The organism is Thiocystis violacea (assembly GCF_016583565.1).
Lineage (GTDB): Bacteria > Pseudomonadota > Gammaproteobacteria > Chromatiales > Chromatiaceae > Thiorhodococcus > Thiorhodococcus violaceus_A.
Map to the genome: position 1 here is coordinate 20,013 of NZ_NRRF01000001.1, position 15,881 is coordinate 35,893.

Here is a 15,881-nt window from a genome sequence, read left to right on the forward strand (position 1 = left end):
CCAAGCATGCGCCCGCCGCGCTAGAAGAGGTCGTCCATGACGCGTGGCGCGGAGCGCTTGACGGTGCGCGAGGCAGACGTGGAGGCGCGCTTTCTGCTGGTCGACTTGGTCGAGCTGGTGGAGGGCGGCCCCGCGACCTTGATCGGCTCGGGGCCGAGCAGATTCTCGCGGTACTCCTCCTGGACCAGCTCCAGAATGCCGCTCTTCGATCGGGTCTCCACGCCGCGCGCGGGGTCGACACGCACCTGCACCAGCCCAGTCGGCGGATCCAGCTTGGCAATCGGCTGATCCTTTAGGGCATCCGCCATGAAATCGGCCCACAACCCCAAGGCGGCCCTGCCGCCCTCCTCGCCGCGACCGAGCTTGCCGAAGTCGTCGAAGCCCATCCAGGCGATGGTCACGAAATTGGCCTGGTAGCCCGCGAACCAAGAGTCGCGCACGTCATTGGTTGTTCCAGTCTTGCCGACGATGTCGGAGCGCTTGAGCTTGAGCGCGCGCTTGCCCGTGCCGTGCTCGACCACCTCGCGCAGCAAGGAGGTGATCTGATAGGCCGTGCGGGGATCGATGACCTGTTCGGCCGGCACGCCGCGCTGGGTGCCCGCGGTCGTCGCAGGCTTGTCGCCTGTCTTGTACCAGCAATCGGCGCAGGATCTGCCCGGATTGGCCTCGAAGACGATGCTGCCGTCCGCGTCCTCGATGCGCTGGATGAAATAGGGAATCACGTGATAGCCGCCATTGGCGAAGACGGCATAGCCCTCGGCCAGCTTCACCGGCGAGAGCTCGCCGGTTCCGAGCGCCATCGAGAGGCCCAAGGGCATGGCATCGAGATCGAACCCGAAGCGGCTGATGTACGCCTGGGCGTCCTCCAGGCCCACGCTTTGCAGCAGGTTGATGCTGGCCAGGTTGCGCGAGAGCGCGAGTGCCTTGCGCATCCGGATCGGACCCAGCTCCTTGTGGTCGGAATTCTTCGGATTCCAGCGCTCATTGCCCTTGAGTTTCACCGCCTGATCCTTCAAGAGACTTGCCGGCGTCCATCCCTTGTTCAGTGCGGACGCATAGACGAAAGGCTTGAAGCTGGAGCCGGGCTGACGGCGCATATCGACGGCGCGGTTGAACTTGGAGTCCGAGAAGGAGTAGCCACCGACCAGGGCGCGAACCGCGCCATCATGCGGATCGACCGACACCAAGGTGCCCGACACGGCCGGCACTTGGGAGAGCGTCCTCGCACGCTTCTCGCCCTGCTTCAGCCGCACGAGGTCGCCGACGGCGATCGCGTTCGAGGACGTGCGGCGCTCGCCACGCCAGCGCGCGGAGTTGCGGGAGCTACGCGCCCAGGACATCTGACTGCCCTTGAGGCTGACCCGCTTGCCCTTGCCCATGTAGACCTCAACGACGGACGCGCTGACCTGCGTGACCAGCCCAGGCTCAAGCTCCGGAATGGAGGTGACGCCGTCGAGGTAGTCGTCCATCTCCTTCTCGCTCATCGCGGAGAGATCCAGGGTCGCCTCCGGGCCGCGATAGCCGTGGCGACGGTCGTAGCGGCGCAATGAGGTCCGCACCGCATCCTGCGCGGCCCTCTGCAACCGCGAATCGATGGTCGTGGTGATCTTGTAACCCTGGCTCAGCGCCTCCTCGCCATAGAAGCGGATGATCTCCGCGCGCGCCATCTCGGCGACGTAGCCGGCGTCGAGATCCCGCGCGCGACGGTGCAGACTCGCCATGTCCGGCGTGTTGACCGAGATCTCGTACTCCATCTGGTCGATGTAGCCCAAGTCACGCATGCGCCCCAGGACGTAGTCGCGACGCTCGAGCGCACGCTCCGGGTTGGTGATGGGATTGTTGGTCGATGGCGCCTTCGGGAGGCCCGCCAGCATGGCGACCTCGGCGACGCTGAGCTGACTGAGATCTTTGTCGTAGTACAGCGCGGCGGCGGACGAGATACCGTAGGCGCGGTGGCCGAAGAAGATCTGGTTCAGATAGAGCTCCAGGATCTCCTCCTTGCTCAACGCCTGCTCGACGTGCAGGGTCAGCAGGATCTCGGTCAGCTTGCGTTGAAAGGTCTTTTCCGGGGAGAGAAAGAAGTTGCGGGTGACCTGCATGGAAATGGTGCTGCCGCCCTGCGACTTCACGCCGGTCGCGACATAGCTCAGGAGCGCGCGTGCCATGCCCACGGCATCCACACCGCTGTGCTCGTAGAAACGGCTGTCCTCGGTCGCCAGAAAGGCCTGGATGACGATCGGCGGGATCTCCTTGATCGAGACGGGACGACGTCTCTGGATACCGAACTCCGCCATGAAGCCGCCATCGGCGCTGAAGACACGCAAGGGCTCCTTGAACTGGACATTGCGCAGGCTCTGCACGTCGGGGAGTTCGGGAAGGGTGATATTCACGAAGACGGCCGCGCCGAGCAGTCCCAAGGCGAGAAGCTGCAAGGGGATTCCCAACCCGCTACCGAGGAAGTGGAGGAACCAGCCTGGCGCGGACCGCGGGGCGCGTGTCGGGCGTTTGGAAACGGCGGGCTTGGTGCGGACGGCTTTCTTGCGGGGTCCGATCGACCGGGGGGAGCCTTTGGCCGATCTCGGCTTCGGGCGAGATGCCTCTGTCGTTTCTGTCTGTTTCTTATCCAAAATCCACTCCGCCCGTAGCGATTCTATCCGCGCTCGTTGGGCTCGAAAAAGAGAACGGGAGGCCAGTTGGTGGCCGCGGCGATTGTACACCAGGGTTCAAGCGGCCTGATCCGGCAAATGCCCCGCATAGGCAGGCAAGCCGGAGCCGCAACGCCCGTTGTCAGTTTTTCGTTCCAGAGAGCCGTTTGAGGTAGCGCGTCCCGCCAAGCTGATGCATCTGCTTGGCAATGCGCGCGGCACGCCGCTGCACCTTGGGCGAGGGCTCGTCGAGCCGGTAGATGTTGGGATTTGGGAGAACGGCTGCAAGCAGCGCGGCATCATCGCCCTTCACCGCCGCGACGGGACGGGAGAAATACCGCCAGCTCGCGGCCCCGACGCCATAGGTTTCCGGGCCGAATTGCGCGATGTTGAGGTAGACCTCCAGGATTCGCTGCTTTGACCAGAAGGTCTCGATCAAGAAGGTAAACCAGACCTCGAGGCCCTTGCGCAGGAAATCGCGACCGGACCAGAGAAAGAGGTTCTTCGCCGTCTGCTGGCTGATGGTGCTCGCCCCGCGCAGCCGCCCGCCGCCCTTGAAGGTCTCGACCGCCTTGCGCAACTCGACCAGGTCGAAACCGCGATGCGTCGGAAAGCGCTGGTCCTCCGACGCGAGCACGGCCAGGGCGACCTCGGCGGGAATCAAGTCCCAATCGACCCACTCGTGATAGACATAGGGGGCCTTGGCACCCTCGAAATGGGCCGTCACCCAATGCTGGGCCATGACCGCCGAGCCGGGTGGATCTGCCCAGCGGAAGAGCACCACGAGCAGCATCGAGAGGATCACGAAGCCGCTGACCACGCCCGCGATCCACTTCAGCACGGGACGCACCCGTCGTCGGCTCGCCATGGCGGTACTCAAGCGGCGCCGCGGACGGCCCAGGCGATGTCGGCCGCCTGGCGATTGCCCGCCACGTCATGCACGCGAAAGACCTGGACCCCGCTCATGACCCCGATGGCTGTGGTGGCACAGGTCGCTGGCATGAGCTGTTCCGCGTCGGCTCCGCCGCAGATGGCGCCCATGAAGCGTTTGCGGCTGGTCCCGAGCAGAACGGAAAATCCCAACGCGACCAGTGTCCCGAGCCCTGCCAGCAAGGCCAGGTTGTGGTCGGCCTGTTTGCCGAACCCGATCCCCGGATCGAGCAGGATGTTGTGCTCCGGCACTCCCGCCGCCATCGCCGCATCGGCGCGCGCGGCCAAGTGGTCGCGGACCTGGCCGACGACGTCCTGGTAGCTGGGCTCCAGCTGCATCGTCTCGGGTCGGCCTTGGCGGTGCATCAGCACGATGGGCACGTCCCGATCGGCCGCGAGCGGCAGCATCCGAGGGTCGTCGCAGCCGGCCGATGTATCATTGATCCAACTCGCGCCGGCCTCGAGCGCGGACCGCGCAACCTGCGCGGAGGTGGTGTCGATGCTCAGCGGCGTGGTCGGCGCAATCCGCTCCCGCAAGCGCCCGATGACGCCAAGCACACGCCGCTCCTGCTCTTCGGCGGGCACGGACCGCGATCCAGGGCGCGTGGACTCGCCACCGATGTCGAGGATGTCGGCACCCTGCGCGAGCATCGCCAGTGCGTGGCGCAGGGCCGCGTCCGCATCCAGGTAACGCCCACCGTCCGAGAAGCTGTCGGGCGTGAGGTTCAGAATGCCCATGATCTTCGGGCGTTCGCCGCCAGCAGAGGGTTGAATCTTCATGAAGGACCTGTCGATGAGCCGGCGCCATGACGCCGGATAGCGGAATCGGACGTGACGGAATCGGACATGATTGTGCCAGGATATCGGAGCAACGCCAGCCGTGATGACGGTATGAGCGCATTCATCGGCACCCCGGTAGAATGCCGCGCCCACGCGCCATCTGGTCGCGCGCCGCCAGTCTGGGCGGAAAACGGCCGACGAATTCAGCTAACAGTCGAGAGATGCTTCATGAACACGCGAAACCCTGTCCCCACGCTGCTGTTCGCCGCCGCACTGACCGGATGTGCATTCTCTGGCGGTCAGGTCGGCACCTTGCCGCCCCCGCAACGCCCTGATGAGGCGGGCACCCTGACCATCTATCGCGATGGCTCGCTCATTGGCATCTTCGGGACCATGCATGTCTCGCTCGACCAAACGGACCTCTACCGGCTCGGCATGAACCAGAGTTACAGCATGCGGCTCACCCCAGGGCACTACTTCCTCAATTATTCCATCGGCTTGAATGACTGCGGCGGTGTCGTCAACGTGCAGCCGCGCCAGACGCTCAGATTGCGCCTCACGCCGGACTGCATGATGGATCCAGACTAACTCAGGCAGTGCCCAGGGAAACCAGGGGGTTGCCAGGCAACCATCGGAACGCTCTATACTCACGCAGCTGGATCGGTATCTTGTCACCCATTCGCGAGGGAATCGATCAATGTTGCCTGAGACGCAAGCAGACGAGAGGCGCTGTAACGAACGGATCTCTTGGACATGTCACGCACGGCTCCTCCCACTGAGTCTTCAGCCAAGGACACCCATGCTCGGTATGCATGATGTAACGGGGCAAGACATCAGCGAAGGCGGCCTGCGGGTCTGCACAGACCGGCTATTCGCACTGCAGTCGCGGCTCCTGGTCGAAATGGAGTCCCCGGAGCTTCCCAAGGGGATTCAGGCCGTGGGTTCCGTCGCCTGGATCTCGCCCTCGCCAGGGGATGACCAGTGGTGTCTAGGCATCGAGTTTTCCGATGTCGGCGACCATGCCCTTGCCAGTATCCGCAACCTTCTGCTGCATGAGCAGTACCCGTGCGACTGGGCAGATCGTGACCACCTCCCGCACACCCTCGACCAGACAACCGCTTAGGCCGCAAGCGCACAGCTTATCCACAGCGCTGATCACAGGGATTGGGGACAACCCTGGCGAGGCCGACTTCACCGGCGTTCGCGCACGGCGCGCTGAGTGGTGAGTGGTGAGTGGTGCGGACGCTGATTCGATCGCCATTTCGCGCGCTCGGATCAGCCCTTACAGAGGTGGCGGTAGACCTCGAGATAGCGTTCCGCCGGCTGTCGCCAGGAATAGTTGCCCCGCATGCCGTTGACGCGGAGCTGGCGGAAGTACCCTGGGAAGCGCCGCCATAGGGCAATGGCGCGGCTCATGGCGCTCTCCAAACCGGCCTCGGTCGGGTCGTCAAAGACATAACCGTTGCGCACATCGAAGGATTTGTCCGAATAGTGCGCGTCGAACACGGTATCGGCGAGCCCGCCGACACGCCGCACGATGGGTACGGTCGCGTACTTCATCGCGATCAGCTGGGTCAACCCGCAGGGCTCGTAGAGGCTCGGGATCAGAATCATGTCGGCGCCGGCATAGATGAGGTGCGCCAGCCCCTCATCGTAGGTCAGCTCCAGCTGGCAATCGGGGCTCGGATCCAGCTCGGCCTTCAATGCCTCGAACTGGGCCGAGATCTCAGGGTCGAGCGAGGAGCCGAGCAGCACCAGTTGGCAGCCCTCGGCCAAGGCATAGCGGATCCCATGCTGAATGAGGGCCACGCCCTTCTGACGATCAAGCCGACTGACCACGGCGAAGATGGGCTTCTCCGTCTCTGCCAGCCCCATGCGGCTTCTCAGCTCACGGCGGTTCACCGCCTTCAGCGGAAGCGACGCCGGTCCGAACTGTACTGGAATCGCGTCATCGGTCTCGGGGCTCCAGACGCTCGCGTCGATCCCGTTCAGGATGCCGCCGAATTTGTGTCGATGGGCCTGGAAGACGGACTGCAGCCCCATGCCCTGATCCGTGTTCTGGATCTCCCAGGCATAGCGCGGCGAGACGGTATTGACGAAATCGGCGGCGACGATACCGCCTTTCATGAGGTTGGCGACGCGCGCGTCTCCAGGATCCTGCAGCCGATCCGGAATCATGAGGCTCACCGGATCCAAGCCGACCTGACGCAGAATGGAGACGTCCACCCGCCCTTGATAGCCGACATTATGCAGGGTGTAGCAGGTGCGAATGCCGTCGAGGCCGAGTGCCCGGTAGCGCTCGAGCAGCAGCACCGGCACCAGGCCGGTTTGCCAGTCGTGGCAGTGCAGGATGTCCGGCCGGCGCTCGGAGCGCAGCACGAATTCGAGGACGGCACTCGAGAAGAACGCGAACCGCTCGGCATCGTCGGCCTCGCCGTAGATCTGCCCGCGCCGGAAGTAGCCGTGCTCGCCGCGAGGATCGAAGAACACACAGCGCACCCCATTCAGCTCGGCGTGAAGCAGGTGGCATTCGAGACGTCGATCGTAAAAGGGAACGCTGAGAGGGGCTTCGGCCTCGGTCAGGCCGCCGATGAATGACTGCTTCAGGATGTCATAGTAGGGCAGCAGGATCTCGACGGTCTCTCCCCGGTCGAGGAGTTCGTGCGACAAACCCTGAATGACATCTCCCAACCCTCCAGCCTTGGCGATGGGCGCACACTCGGCGCTCACCATGGCGATATGCATCGGCCTGCCCCCTCACTCTACTTCGACACGGCGCAGCGGCGGGATCTCGCCGTGCAATGAATTAGTCTTCGCGTTGAGTGCCCAGCTCAGGTGGCGGATGCTGTGCCAGCGCCCTCCTCAGCAACGCGGGATCGTCCACCTTGAGGACGAACTCGAAACGCCCGCCGGGACCAACGCGATAGCGATGACCGAAGAGATCGACCTCGCTGTTCGGAGTCGCCCAGCCGCGAAGATGGAGTTCGGCCTCAACCACCAGATCAGCGCCAGTCGCTGTGGGCCTACCATAGACCAGAGTGGGGATGGGGAATGCGGCCGGTGTCGCATTCTCTTGCGCGGCCGTTTCAATGGGCAGTGCGCATGGCGCGTCCCCTGCTCGGACCGCAGCTTGGCCTCGGGTATCGCTGTGATCCCGGCCTGGCGCATGCGTCTCTCCCCAGGGATGCGCCTCGGCTACTGGGCTGAGGGAGTCAGCCGAACCCGGCGCGGAAGCGGCCCACGACGGCCAGGCCTGGCCAGACGCCTGCCACTGCGGCGACATCTGCCCGCCTGTCGGTCGCGCCCCATCGCTGGTTGCCGAGACGGGGAGCAGTCCCTCCGCGGACAGCCCGGCGGCGCGCACGACCGCCCAGTCCAGCCCGTCGAGCCCGATCCCTGTCGCATGCTGCAAGCGGTTGGAGCGCGCCAGTAAGAGCCAACCGCCCTCCCCGTTCGTGAGTCCGAGCTCCGCCTCGAACTGGGCATAGTCCTGGCCGACCCTGAAGGCCGCATCACCGCCCCCGCCGAGACCTGCGCGCTGCAGCCGGATCTCGTGCGACGTGTCAGATCCGCCCTGGTCGCGCAGCCTGCGCAGCCGAAGCACGGCCTCGGGGTGGCCGTCCGTTGCGGGAAAACCGGCCCCATAGCTCATGAAATCGTCGGCGTGGAGATTCCAACGAACCCGCAGATCCTCTGTCGATCCTGGATAGAGGACGAGGCGGGTCGTCTCGAAGGCGAGCGGAAACTTTGGACGCAGCGGCTGCGTTGGGGGCGCAAGATCGGGGGGCACACTGGCCGCGGGGCCGGTCGAGGCGTCTACAGCAATGAGATCCTGGGTGCCTTGAGAGGCGTCATCGGCCGGTGTGTCCGGGCACTCTGACAAGGCGTCGGCGTCGTTATCGATGATGCACTCTCCCGCTTGAACGACGCCTCAAGGCCAACCTCGTCTCAGTCTCGTCGTAAGGCCCGGATCGCGGACCGATCCGGCTCTCTCCAGCACCCTAGCCGCCCGAGCCCAGGGGCTCACCAAGCGCGGCTGGCGGGTGCTCCGCGGCCGGTGAGTGACCGGCCAGACGCAATGCCTCCTCGACCTGGCTCAGCGCCTCGTCCGCCGGACCTGTGCGCGCGTAGAGGTGCGGAATCCAGGCATCGCCCCAAAAGAGGAAACAGCTGGTCTCCGCCTCGAGGATGAGTCGGCGCGCACGCACCATGGCGTCGCCGGCGACCTGGTAGACACTCTGGCAATCGCGGCACAGCGCCCAGTATCTCTGACTCAGCCGGGACACCTCGGCCACGGCGGCCCGCTGAGAGGGACTCCCTGCCCAGCGTGACAGATCGTCGCCGCTGAGGCATCCCACGTTCCAGGCACCGGTCTGCACCCTGGCGCGCGCCGCATGCCTGGCAGGCTCCAGATAGTCGCTCAACAGCACGGGCGTCACCGGGCAGTGGCCGCCGCGGCAGCGGTCCATGTAGGGCGCCAGGAAGTGGCCGTAGAACCCGGACGCCTCGTGGGTCTGCCGGAACCAACCGCCGTTCTCCGCATCCGACCAACTGGTGAAGAGTCGGCTCTCGGTCGGTCGCGGCGACATGGCGACCCGCAGGCGCAGCTCCTTTTCGAGCCAGAGCGGGTCCAATCCACTCTCCTGCGCGCTGGAGAGATCCCGGTCCTGAGGCACGACGGTAATGCAAAAGCCCTGATGGCAGGCGACATAGGGCCTCAGGATATCGTTGATGCCGTCCTCCGGGCGCACGTGCACCCCGTCGACGACCACATACTCGTAACCCGTCTGGATCAGCGCCGGGATCATCTCCATGGTAAAGGCCATCTCCGGCGGCCAGAACCCGCGCGGCACGCGCCCGAACACGCGGTCCATGATGGCGCGTCCGCGCTCGAGCTGCTCGCGCCAATCGTCGCGCGGGATGAGCGGGAAGATTGGATGGTAGTAGCCCATCCCCACCAGCTCGATGTTGCTGGACTCGCGATACCGCTCCAACATCAGCGGGATGTCGACGAGATGGCGGTAGCGGTCGATCACCTCGGGGTCTAGAAACTGCTCCAGCAAGATACCGGAAAAGCCGACATGGAGGCGAGCCACATCCCGATACCGTTCGGCATAGCGGACCGTTCGCTCGTAGCAGCGGATGATCTCTTCCGCTTCCCAGGGGTTGGCATCGATCAGCAGGCGCAGATTCCCGGGGGGCTGGTGCATGTGCAACCCGAGGACGTGAAAGATGTTGGTCTCTGCCATGAATCCTCACAACGACCCAGTCAGCGCAACTTGACCCGTCGATGCAATCGACTGGCTCCGGCTGGAAGCCAGCTGCAAGGCGCGCCACGACCCAGCAGGCGACGCGCTCGCCTGCTCAACATTAAACAATGCGGGGATTGCGGTCAAAGACCGGCCCCTGGTCCGCGAGCACCGGAGTCGCCTCCGCAGCGCGCGCGACCCGCCAGGGTCCGGCGACCCGCTCAACGTCCCTCCAGAACCTGAATGCTGCGCGATCGCACGAGCTGCGGACCGGATTCCACGCGACGCTGGTCGGACGGAGCAGTGACGTCGTTCGTCGAGGCGCGCGCGGTGTCCAGGGCGAGAGACCAGTGCGCGGACGCCAATGCCGGCAGCTCGAAGGCGCGCGCCTGCTCGCCCATGTTGATCAGCACATGGAGCAGATCCTCGTCCTGACGGGTCGGCGCCAGCGTGAAGGCCAGCCAACGCAGCGCGGGGTCGTCCCAGTCCGGCGCATCGAGCTTTTCCCCATGCCAGGTGATGTCGGGCAGCTCGGAGCCCTGCATCGGCTTGCCGGAGAAGAAATGCCGCCGCTGAAGACTCGGGTGGCGCTTACGCAGCGCGATCAAACCGCGGACGAACCGCAGCATCTCGGCCTCACGCTCCATGAGCGACCAGTCGAGCCAGTTCAGTGCGTTGTCCTGACACCAGGCGTTGTTATTGCCGTCCTGGCTGCGGAGCACCTCGTCGCCCGCGAGCAGCATGGGGATACCCTGACTCAAGAACAGCAGGGTCAGCAGGTTCTTGGCCTGGCGGCGGCGCAGCGCCAAGATGGCCGCGTCCTTGGTGACGCCCTCGACACCGCAATTCCAGCTCAGGTTGTCGTTGGTCCCGTCGCGATTGCCTTCGCGGTTTGCGAGATTGTGCTTGCGGTTGTAGGAGACGAGATCCCAGAGGGTGAAACCGTCGTGACAGGTCACGAAGTTGACGCTATTGATGGGTTTGCGCAGATTGGCCTGATAGAGGTCGCTGCTGCCCGTGAGTCGGGTCGCGATCTCGGGCACCAGACCCTCGTCGCCGCGCACGAAGCGGCGAATGCTGTCGCGGTAGCGCCCGTTCCACTCCATCCAGCGATAGCCCGGGAAGGTTCCGACCTGGTAGAGGCCAGCGGCGTCCCACGCCTCGGCGATGATTTTCGATGCCGCCAGGGTATCGGACAGCTCGATCTCCCAGAGGACGGGCGGATTGGCCATGGGTCGACCGTCGGCGTCGCGCGCCATGGCGCTGGCGAGGTCGAAGCGGAAACCGTCGACATGCATCTCCCGCACCCAGTATTCCAGCGCATCGACGATAAAGTGCGTCACCATCGGATGATTGGCGTTCACCGTGTTGCCACAGCCGGTGAAATCCAGATAGATGCCCTTGTCGAGACCGTCCAGACAATAGAAGGTCTCGTTGCCGAAGCCCTTGAAGGTCATCATCGGTCCGCCCGCCCCACCCTCGCTGGTGTGGTTGAAGACGACGTCCATGATGACACCGATACCCGCGCGGTGCAGGGCCTTGACCATGTCGCGGAACTCGCGCCGGTGCGTGCCCTCCCGCGGTGTCACGCAGAAGCCCGGATGTGGCGAGAAGAAGCCGAAGCTGCTGTAGCCCCAGTAATTGGCCAGACCCGCATCCCATACCTGCGGCGGGACATCTTGCTCATCGAACGCCATGACGGGCATCAGCTCGACATGGGTAATTCCCAGATCCTTGAGATAGGGAATCTTCTCGATCAGACCCAGAAAGGTTCCGGGATGCCGGACCCCGGAGCTGGGATGGCGTGTAAAGCCGCCGACATGGAGCTCATAGACGACGGTCTGCTCAGTGGGCAACCGCAGTGGGGTGTCGCCCTCCCAATTGTATTCCTCCGCCAGGACGATCGCCCTTGGGGAATCGTGGGGACTGACCCCGTCGACCTGGCGTCGCCAGCGATTCCAGCTGCTGACGTTGACCGCCCTAGCCCATGGATCGACCAGCTCGACGTCCGGGTCGAAGCGCCAGCCCTGTCCGTGTGGATCATGCGGGCCTTCCATCTTCCAGGTGTAATGGGTGCCCGGAGGGAGATCCACGACCAGAACGTGCCAGGAGAAGAAGGTCCGGTTGTGCTGGGGGTCGAGTCGAACGACCTGAAAGGGCGTCTCGGCCGTGGCGCCGTCATAGAACAGCAGCTGCGCGCCCGTCGCGTGCCGGCTGAACACGGAGAAGTTGACACCATCATCCTCGACCGTCGCACCTGGCGGATAGCGGCGGCCGGGAAGCGTTCGGTAGGGTCCGTGCGGGGAGGACATAGCGGCAGCGCCTCAGCGGGTTGGTTCATCGAGGTGGGCTCTGCCTGGACGAAACGCTCGGCGGACAGGCACGATCACGGGGCCTTAGCCCGCGCGTGGCGCGATCATAGCATGCGACAGATGACCGTCCTGCGCTGACGTCTCGCGGCGGCCGGGCTGCGGGGTCAGACCTGGCGCATCTCATCGCCCATCCAGCGCCAGGCGACGAGCAAACCGACGAACGCCGCCGCTGCGCCAATACCGAAGGTGATGAGCGCACCCTGGCTGGCCCAGAGCATGCCGCCGATGAGACTCCCGGCGGCGCCGCCGGCGCCGAAGCTCAGGCTGTTGTAGAGGGCCTGGCCGCGCCCCTGGGTACGCCCGGGAAAGACGTGATGCACCAAATGAATGGCCGATGCATGAAAGGTCCCGAAGCTGGCGGCGTGCAGGCTCTGGGCGATCAACTGGATGGCGAGCACATCGATGAAGGCGCCGATCGCCAGCCAGCGCACTACCGCCAGCGCCAGGCTCCAGAGCAGGACCCGGCGCGCACCGAAACGCTCCAGCAGCCGATGCATCACGAGGAAGACCAGTACCTCCGCGACCACGCCCAGCGCCCAGAGCCTGCCGACCGCGGCACTCGAGTAGCCGGACGACTCCAGGTGGATCGAGTAGAAGGCGTAGTAGATCCCGTGACTGAGCTGCATGAGAAAGCAGGCGGCGAAGAAGGCGAGGACGCTCGGCCGACGCAGCAGCGCTTTGAGCGAGGCCGAGGCGTGCTCGGTCTGCGCGGGGGCGCTGTCGGGAACCAGCAGCGCGCTCAGCCAGATGGCGAAGACGAGGACGAGCACCCATAGCGGCACCATTGCCAGCGATCCGTGCTCTAGGCTGAGCCCCAAGGCCAGCACGACCAGGATGAAGCCGACCGAGCCCCAGACGCGCACCAAGGCGTAGCGACTCGGTCGCGCGCCGAGATGATTGAAGGTCACCGCCTCCATCTGCGGCAGCGAGGCATTCCAGAAGAAGCTGAAGAGGAGCATGGCCAGCGCCAGCCCCCAGAAGCCATCGACCAGAAAGACGGTCGCGAACCCGAGGACCGAGAGCAAGGCGCCGAGGCGCACCACCCGCATGCGGTGACCCCCTTGGTCGACGATGTGCCCCCAGATCATGGGAGCGATGATCTTGGTGGCGGAGAGAATCGCCATGAGCTGGCCGATCGCCAGCGCGTCGAACCCCTCGCCCTGCAGGTAGAGGCCCCAATAGGGGACCAAGGCACCGAGCGAGGCGAAGTAGAAGAGGTAATAGCTGGAGAGTCGCCAGTAAGGCATGGGAGCTGCGGGCCTCGTCCGCACCGTCGAGCGGCCCGTCAATGGTCAGGAGCCACGCAGAGTTGAGAGTCGAAGGGCGGCCAAGGGCGCTGCTCAGGACGGCCTCGGATCCATCCTCGGTCGAGGGAACCCTAGCGCGCGAGCGGCGGAGCGCCGGGCACCGCCCGGCCGCCTGCGTTCAGGTCGTCGCCGATGCCGCGATCGCCGGGGTCGGCGCGGAGACATCCGCATTCTGCCCGCGCTGGCGCAGGACATGGTCCATGAGTACCAGCGCCAGCATGGCCTCGGCGATCGGCGTCGCGCGAATACCGACGCAAGGGTCATGACGTCCCGTGGTGACCACCTCGGTCGCCGCGCCCGAGCTGTCGATGCCGCGCCCCGGCAGCCGAATGCTGGACGTGGGCTTGAGCGCGATCCGCACCAGGATGTCTTGTCCTGAGGAGATGCCGCCGAGGATGCCGCCGGCATGGTTGGAGAGAAAACCCTCCGGCGTCATCTCGTCGCGGTGCTCGGTCCCCTTCTGCTCGACACAGCCGAAACCCGCACCGATCTCGACCCCCTTGACGGCGTTGATGCTCATCATGGCGTGCGCGATGTCGGCGTCCAGTCGATCGAAGACGGGCTCGCCCAACCCCGTCGGCACGCCCGAGGCGACCACGGTAACGGCCGCGCCGATGGAGTCGCCCGCCTTGCGCAGGGCATCCATGTAGGTCTCCAAGTCGCCGACCGTCCGTCCGCAGGGCCAGAAGAAGGGGTTCTGCTCGACCTGGTCCCAATCGAATCCTTGCGGGCGCATCGGACCGAGCTGCGACAGATGCCCGCGCACCAGAATCCCGTACCGCTCGGCCAGATACTTCTTGGCGATCGCCCCGGCCGCGACGCGCACGGCGGTCTCCCGCGCCGAGGAGCGGCCGCCGCCGCGGTAGTCGCGGCCACCGTATTTCTGATCGTAGCTATAGTCGGCGTGACCGGGACGATAGCGGCGCGCGATGTCGGAGTAGTCCTTGGAGCGCTGATCCTCGTTGCGGATCAGCAGACCGATCGGCGTCCCGGTCGTGCGCCCCTCGAAGACCCCAGAGAGGATCTCGACGCTGTCCGACTCGCGACGCTGGGTGGTATGCCTGGACTGTCCGGGCTTGCGCCGGTCGAGATCGTGCTGTAGATCGGCCGCCGTCAGCTCGAGGCCGGGCGGACAGCCATCGACGACCCCGCCGATCGCTGGCCCGTGACTCTCGCCGAAGGTGGTGAGGACGAACGACCTGCCAAAACTGTTTCCGGACATGGTCAGTCGACCGGAGGCGGCAAGACGTCGCCGGGATTCAGCCAGGCATTCCCCTTGGCCAGCACCTCGCGCGTCAGGGTACTGGTGGCCTGATGGAGCTTGACCCCGTTGATGATGTAGGTGTAGCGGGCGCTCAGGTAGTCGAACTCGGCCTGAAAGAGGCTGCGCTGGGCGTTGAGGACGTCGACCTGGGTACGCGTCCCGACCTCCAGCCCGGCCTGTGTCGACTCCAGGGCGGAGCGGGCGGACACGATCGACGCCTGCCGTGCCTTGACGTCCTCGATGCTTGAGAGGATGCCGCGGAAGGCGTCCCGGACCTGCTGATCGACCTGGCGCCGGACCTGATCGAGCTGATCCTGTGCCGCACGGAATTTGAACCCCGCCTCGCGGGTCCGCGACGCCACCGCGCCGCCCTGAAAGATGGGGACCGTCACCGAGAGGCCGACGAAGGCGCTGTCCGAATCCGACCCGATCTCCGCATCCGAGCGGGAGATGTCATAGCCCGCCTGCAGGTTGACCGTCGGATAATAGCCGGAACGCTCGATGTCGATCGAGCGCTTGGCCGCGGTTGCGGCCTCGCTCGCCGCGACGATGCCGTAGTTGCTGCGAATGGCCGCATCCGCCCAGGCGCTGATGTCGTTCGGCTCGGGCGGGGCAAGCGGCAGCTTGTCGCCCAGCCGCGCCAGCGGCACGCTGATGGGGCCGACGATGGTGCGCAGCGCCTCCCAGGCATTGCCCAAGGCGTTCTTGCCGTTGATGAGATCGGCGCGGGAGGTATCGTATGCCGCCTGACTCTCATTGACGTCCGTGATGGCGACCAGCCCCACCTCGAACCGCTGCTTGGATTGCTCCAGCTGGCGCTCGTTGGCACGCAGCAGGGCCTCCTGCACCGTCACGCCATCCGCCGCCCGAAGCACGTCGAAATAGGCCGTGGTCGTGCGGACCATGAGGTCGATCTGCGCATTGCGGTACTGGGCCTCGGCCTGCGCGATGACGTTGTCGGACTTCTGCAGCGTCATCCAGTTGGCGCGATTGAAGACGCTCTGATTGACGACGGCCTGCAGCCCCTGGGTACCGTAGTCGTCGCGGTAGCTATAGGAGCCGCTGCTGCTGCGACCGTTGGTGTTGACGTCCAGGTAATCGACATCACCCTGAACGCTGAGGTTCGGCAAGAGGAGCGAGCGTGCCTGAGGCTTGACCTCGCGCGTCGCAAAGAGGGTCTGTTCGGCCTCCCGCAGCGCCGGGTCGCTCACGACCGCCTTGTCGTAGATCTGCAGCAGGTCCTCTGCCGCTGCGCTCTGAGCGAGACCGAGCAGAACCGTCGAGATCAGAGCTGGGAGGATTCTCCACATCTGTAATGACTTCCTAATCCAAGC

12 protein-coding genes are annotated in these 15,881 nt (G+C 65.2%); 2 read left to right on the forward strand and 10 right to left on the reverse strand.

Translation table 11 applies throughout. The features are described 5' to 3' along the window. Positions 1-20 precede the first annotated feature (20 nt). From CKO23_RS00105 to folP, 3 genes are all read right to left on the reverse strand, one after another. Positions 21-2,432, reverse strand: coding sequence for a penicillin-binding protein 1A (locus CKO23_RS00105; RefSeq protein ID WP_242482121.1), 2,412 nt, complete (start codon positions 2,430-2,432; stop codon positions 21-23). 355 nt (positions 2,433-2,787) lie between these two features. Continuing rightward, a complete protein-coding gene (mtgA, locus tag CKO23_RS00110) occupies positions 2,788-3,513 on the reverse strand; it encodes a monofunctional biosynthetic peptidoglycan transglycosylase (protein WP_200327711.1) in 726 nt (241 codons plus the stop codon). 8 nt (positions 3,514-3,521) lie between these two features. Next, on the reverse strand, positions 3,522-4,355 hold the full coding sequence (gene folP / locus CKO23_RS00115; RefSeq protein WP_200327712.1) for a dihydropteroate synthase: 834 nt from the start codon (positions 4,353-4,355) through the stop codon (positions 3,522-3,524). A 228-nt stretch (positions 4,356-4,583) separates the two neighbouring features. Between folP and CKO23_RS00120 the strand changes: the two genes are divergently transcribed. Together CKO23_RS00120 and CKO23_RS00125 are read left to right on the forward strand one after the other, a co-directional pair. Continuing rightward, positions 4,584-4,943 (forward strand): hypothetical protein, encoded by a 360-nt coding sequence (locus CKO23_RS00120; protein WP_200327713.1) that lies wholly within the window; start codon positions 4,584-4,586, stop codon positions 4,941-4,943. 109 nt (positions 4,944-5,052) lie between these two features. Further along, on the forward strand, positions 5,053-5,478 hold the full coding sequence (locus tag CKO23_RS00125) for a PilZ domain-containing protein (RefSeq protein ID WP_200327714.1): 426 nt from the start codon (positions 5,053-5,055) through the stop codon (positions 5,476-5,478). Positions 5,479-5,630: 152 nt separating this feature from the next. Here the strand turns inward: CKO23_RS00125 and CKO23_RS00130 are convergent, their stop codons facing one another. The 7 genes from CKO23_RS00130 to CKO23_RS00160 all read right to left on the reverse strand — a co-directional run bounded on the left by CKO23_RS00130 (position 5,631) and on the right by CKO23_RS00160 (position 15,857). Then, entirely contained in the window at positions 5,631-7,100 is a 1,470-nt protein-coding gene (locus CKO23_RS00130) for a glycogen synthase (protein ID WP_200327715.1), read from the reverse strand. A gap of 61 nt (positions 7,101-7,161) precedes the next feature. Then, a complete protein-coding gene (locus tag CKO23_RS00135) occupies positions 7,162-8,238 on the reverse strand; it encodes a hypothetical protein (protein ID WP_200327716.1) in 1,077 nt (358 codons plus the stop codon). A gap of 118 nt (positions 8,239-8,356) precedes the next feature. Beyond that, the gene (locus CKO23_RS00140) at positions 8,357-9,604 is read right to left on the reverse strand and encodes a glycoside hydrolase family 57 (protein ID WP_200327717.1); all 1,248 of its coding nucleotides are present in this window, start codon (positions 9,602-9,604) and stop codon (positions 8,357-8,359) included. A gap of 221 nt (positions 9,605-9,825) precedes the next feature. Beyond that, positions 9,826-11,916: a glycogen debranching protein GlgX gene (glgX, locus tag CKO23_RS00145; RefSeq protein ID WP_200327718.1), complete on the reverse strand. Its 2,091-nt coding sequence runs from the start codon at positions 11,914-11,916 to the stop codon at positions 9,826-9,828. Between the two features lie 164 nt (positions 11,917-12,080). Next, positions 12,081-13,223 carry an MFS transporter gene (locus tag CKO23_RS00150; protein ID WP_200327719.1) on the reverse strand — a complete coding sequence of 381 codons (1,143 nt, stop codon included), beginning with the start codon at positions 13,221-13,223 and terminating at the stop codon, positions 12,081-12,083. A 178-nt stretch (positions 13,224-13,401) separates the two neighbouring features. Further along, complete coding sequence (aroC, locus tag CKO23_RS00155) at positions 13,402-14,505, reverse strand: chorismate synthase (RefSeq protein WP_200327720.1); 1,104 nt, start codon at positions 14,503-14,505, stop codon at positions 13,402-13,404. A gap of 2 nt (positions 14,506-14,507) precedes the next feature. Then, complete coding sequence (locus CKO23_RS00160) at positions 14,508-15,857, reverse strand: TolC family outer membrane protein (protein WP_200327721.1); 1,350 nt, start codon at positions 15,855-15,857, stop codon at positions 14,508-14,510. Positions 15,858-15,881: the final 24 nt, after the last annotated feature.

Bases quoted from the DNA above. Each gene is read 5' to 3' on its own strand.
- mtgA (WP_200327711.1), bottom strand. From the start codon at position 3,513: ATGGCGAGCCGACGACGGGTGCGTCCCGTGCTGAAGTGGATCGCGGGC.
- folP (WP_200327712.1), bottom strand. From the start codon at position 4,355: ATGAAGATTCAACCCTCTGCTGGCGGCGAACGCCCGAAGATCATGGGC.
- CKO23_RS00120 (WP_200327713.1), top strand. From the start codon at position 4,584: ATGAACACGCGAAACCCTGTCCCCACGCTGCTGTTCGCCGCCGCACTG.
- CKO23_RS00125 (WP_200327714.1), top strand. From the start codon at position 5,053: ATGTTGCCTGAGACGCAAGCAGACGAGAGGCGCTGTAACGAACGGATC.
- CKO23_RS00130 (WP_200327715.1), bottom strand. From the start codon at position 7,100: ATGCATATCGCCATGGTGAGCGCCGAGTGTGCGCCCATCGCCAAGGCT.
- CKO23_RS00140 (WP_200327717.1), bottom strand. From the start codon at position 9,604: ATGGCAGAGACCAACATCTTTCACGTCCTCGGGTTGCACATGCACCAG.
- glgX (WP_200327718.1), bottom strand. From the start codon at position 11,916: ATGTCCTCCCCGCACGGACCCTACCGAACGCTTCCCGGCCGCCGCTAT.
- CKO23_RS00150 (WP_200327719.1), bottom strand. From the start codon at position 13,223: ATGCCTTACTGGCGACTCTCCAGCTATTACCTCTTCTACTTCGCCTCG.
- aroC (WP_200327720.1), bottom strand. From the start codon at position 14,505: ATGTCCGGAAACAGTTTTGGCAGGTCGTTCGTCCTCACCACCTTCGGC.
- CKO23_RS00160 (WP_200327721.1), bottom strand. From the start codon at position 15,857: ATGTGGAGAATCCTCCCAGCTCTGATCTCGACGGTTCTGCTCGGTCTC.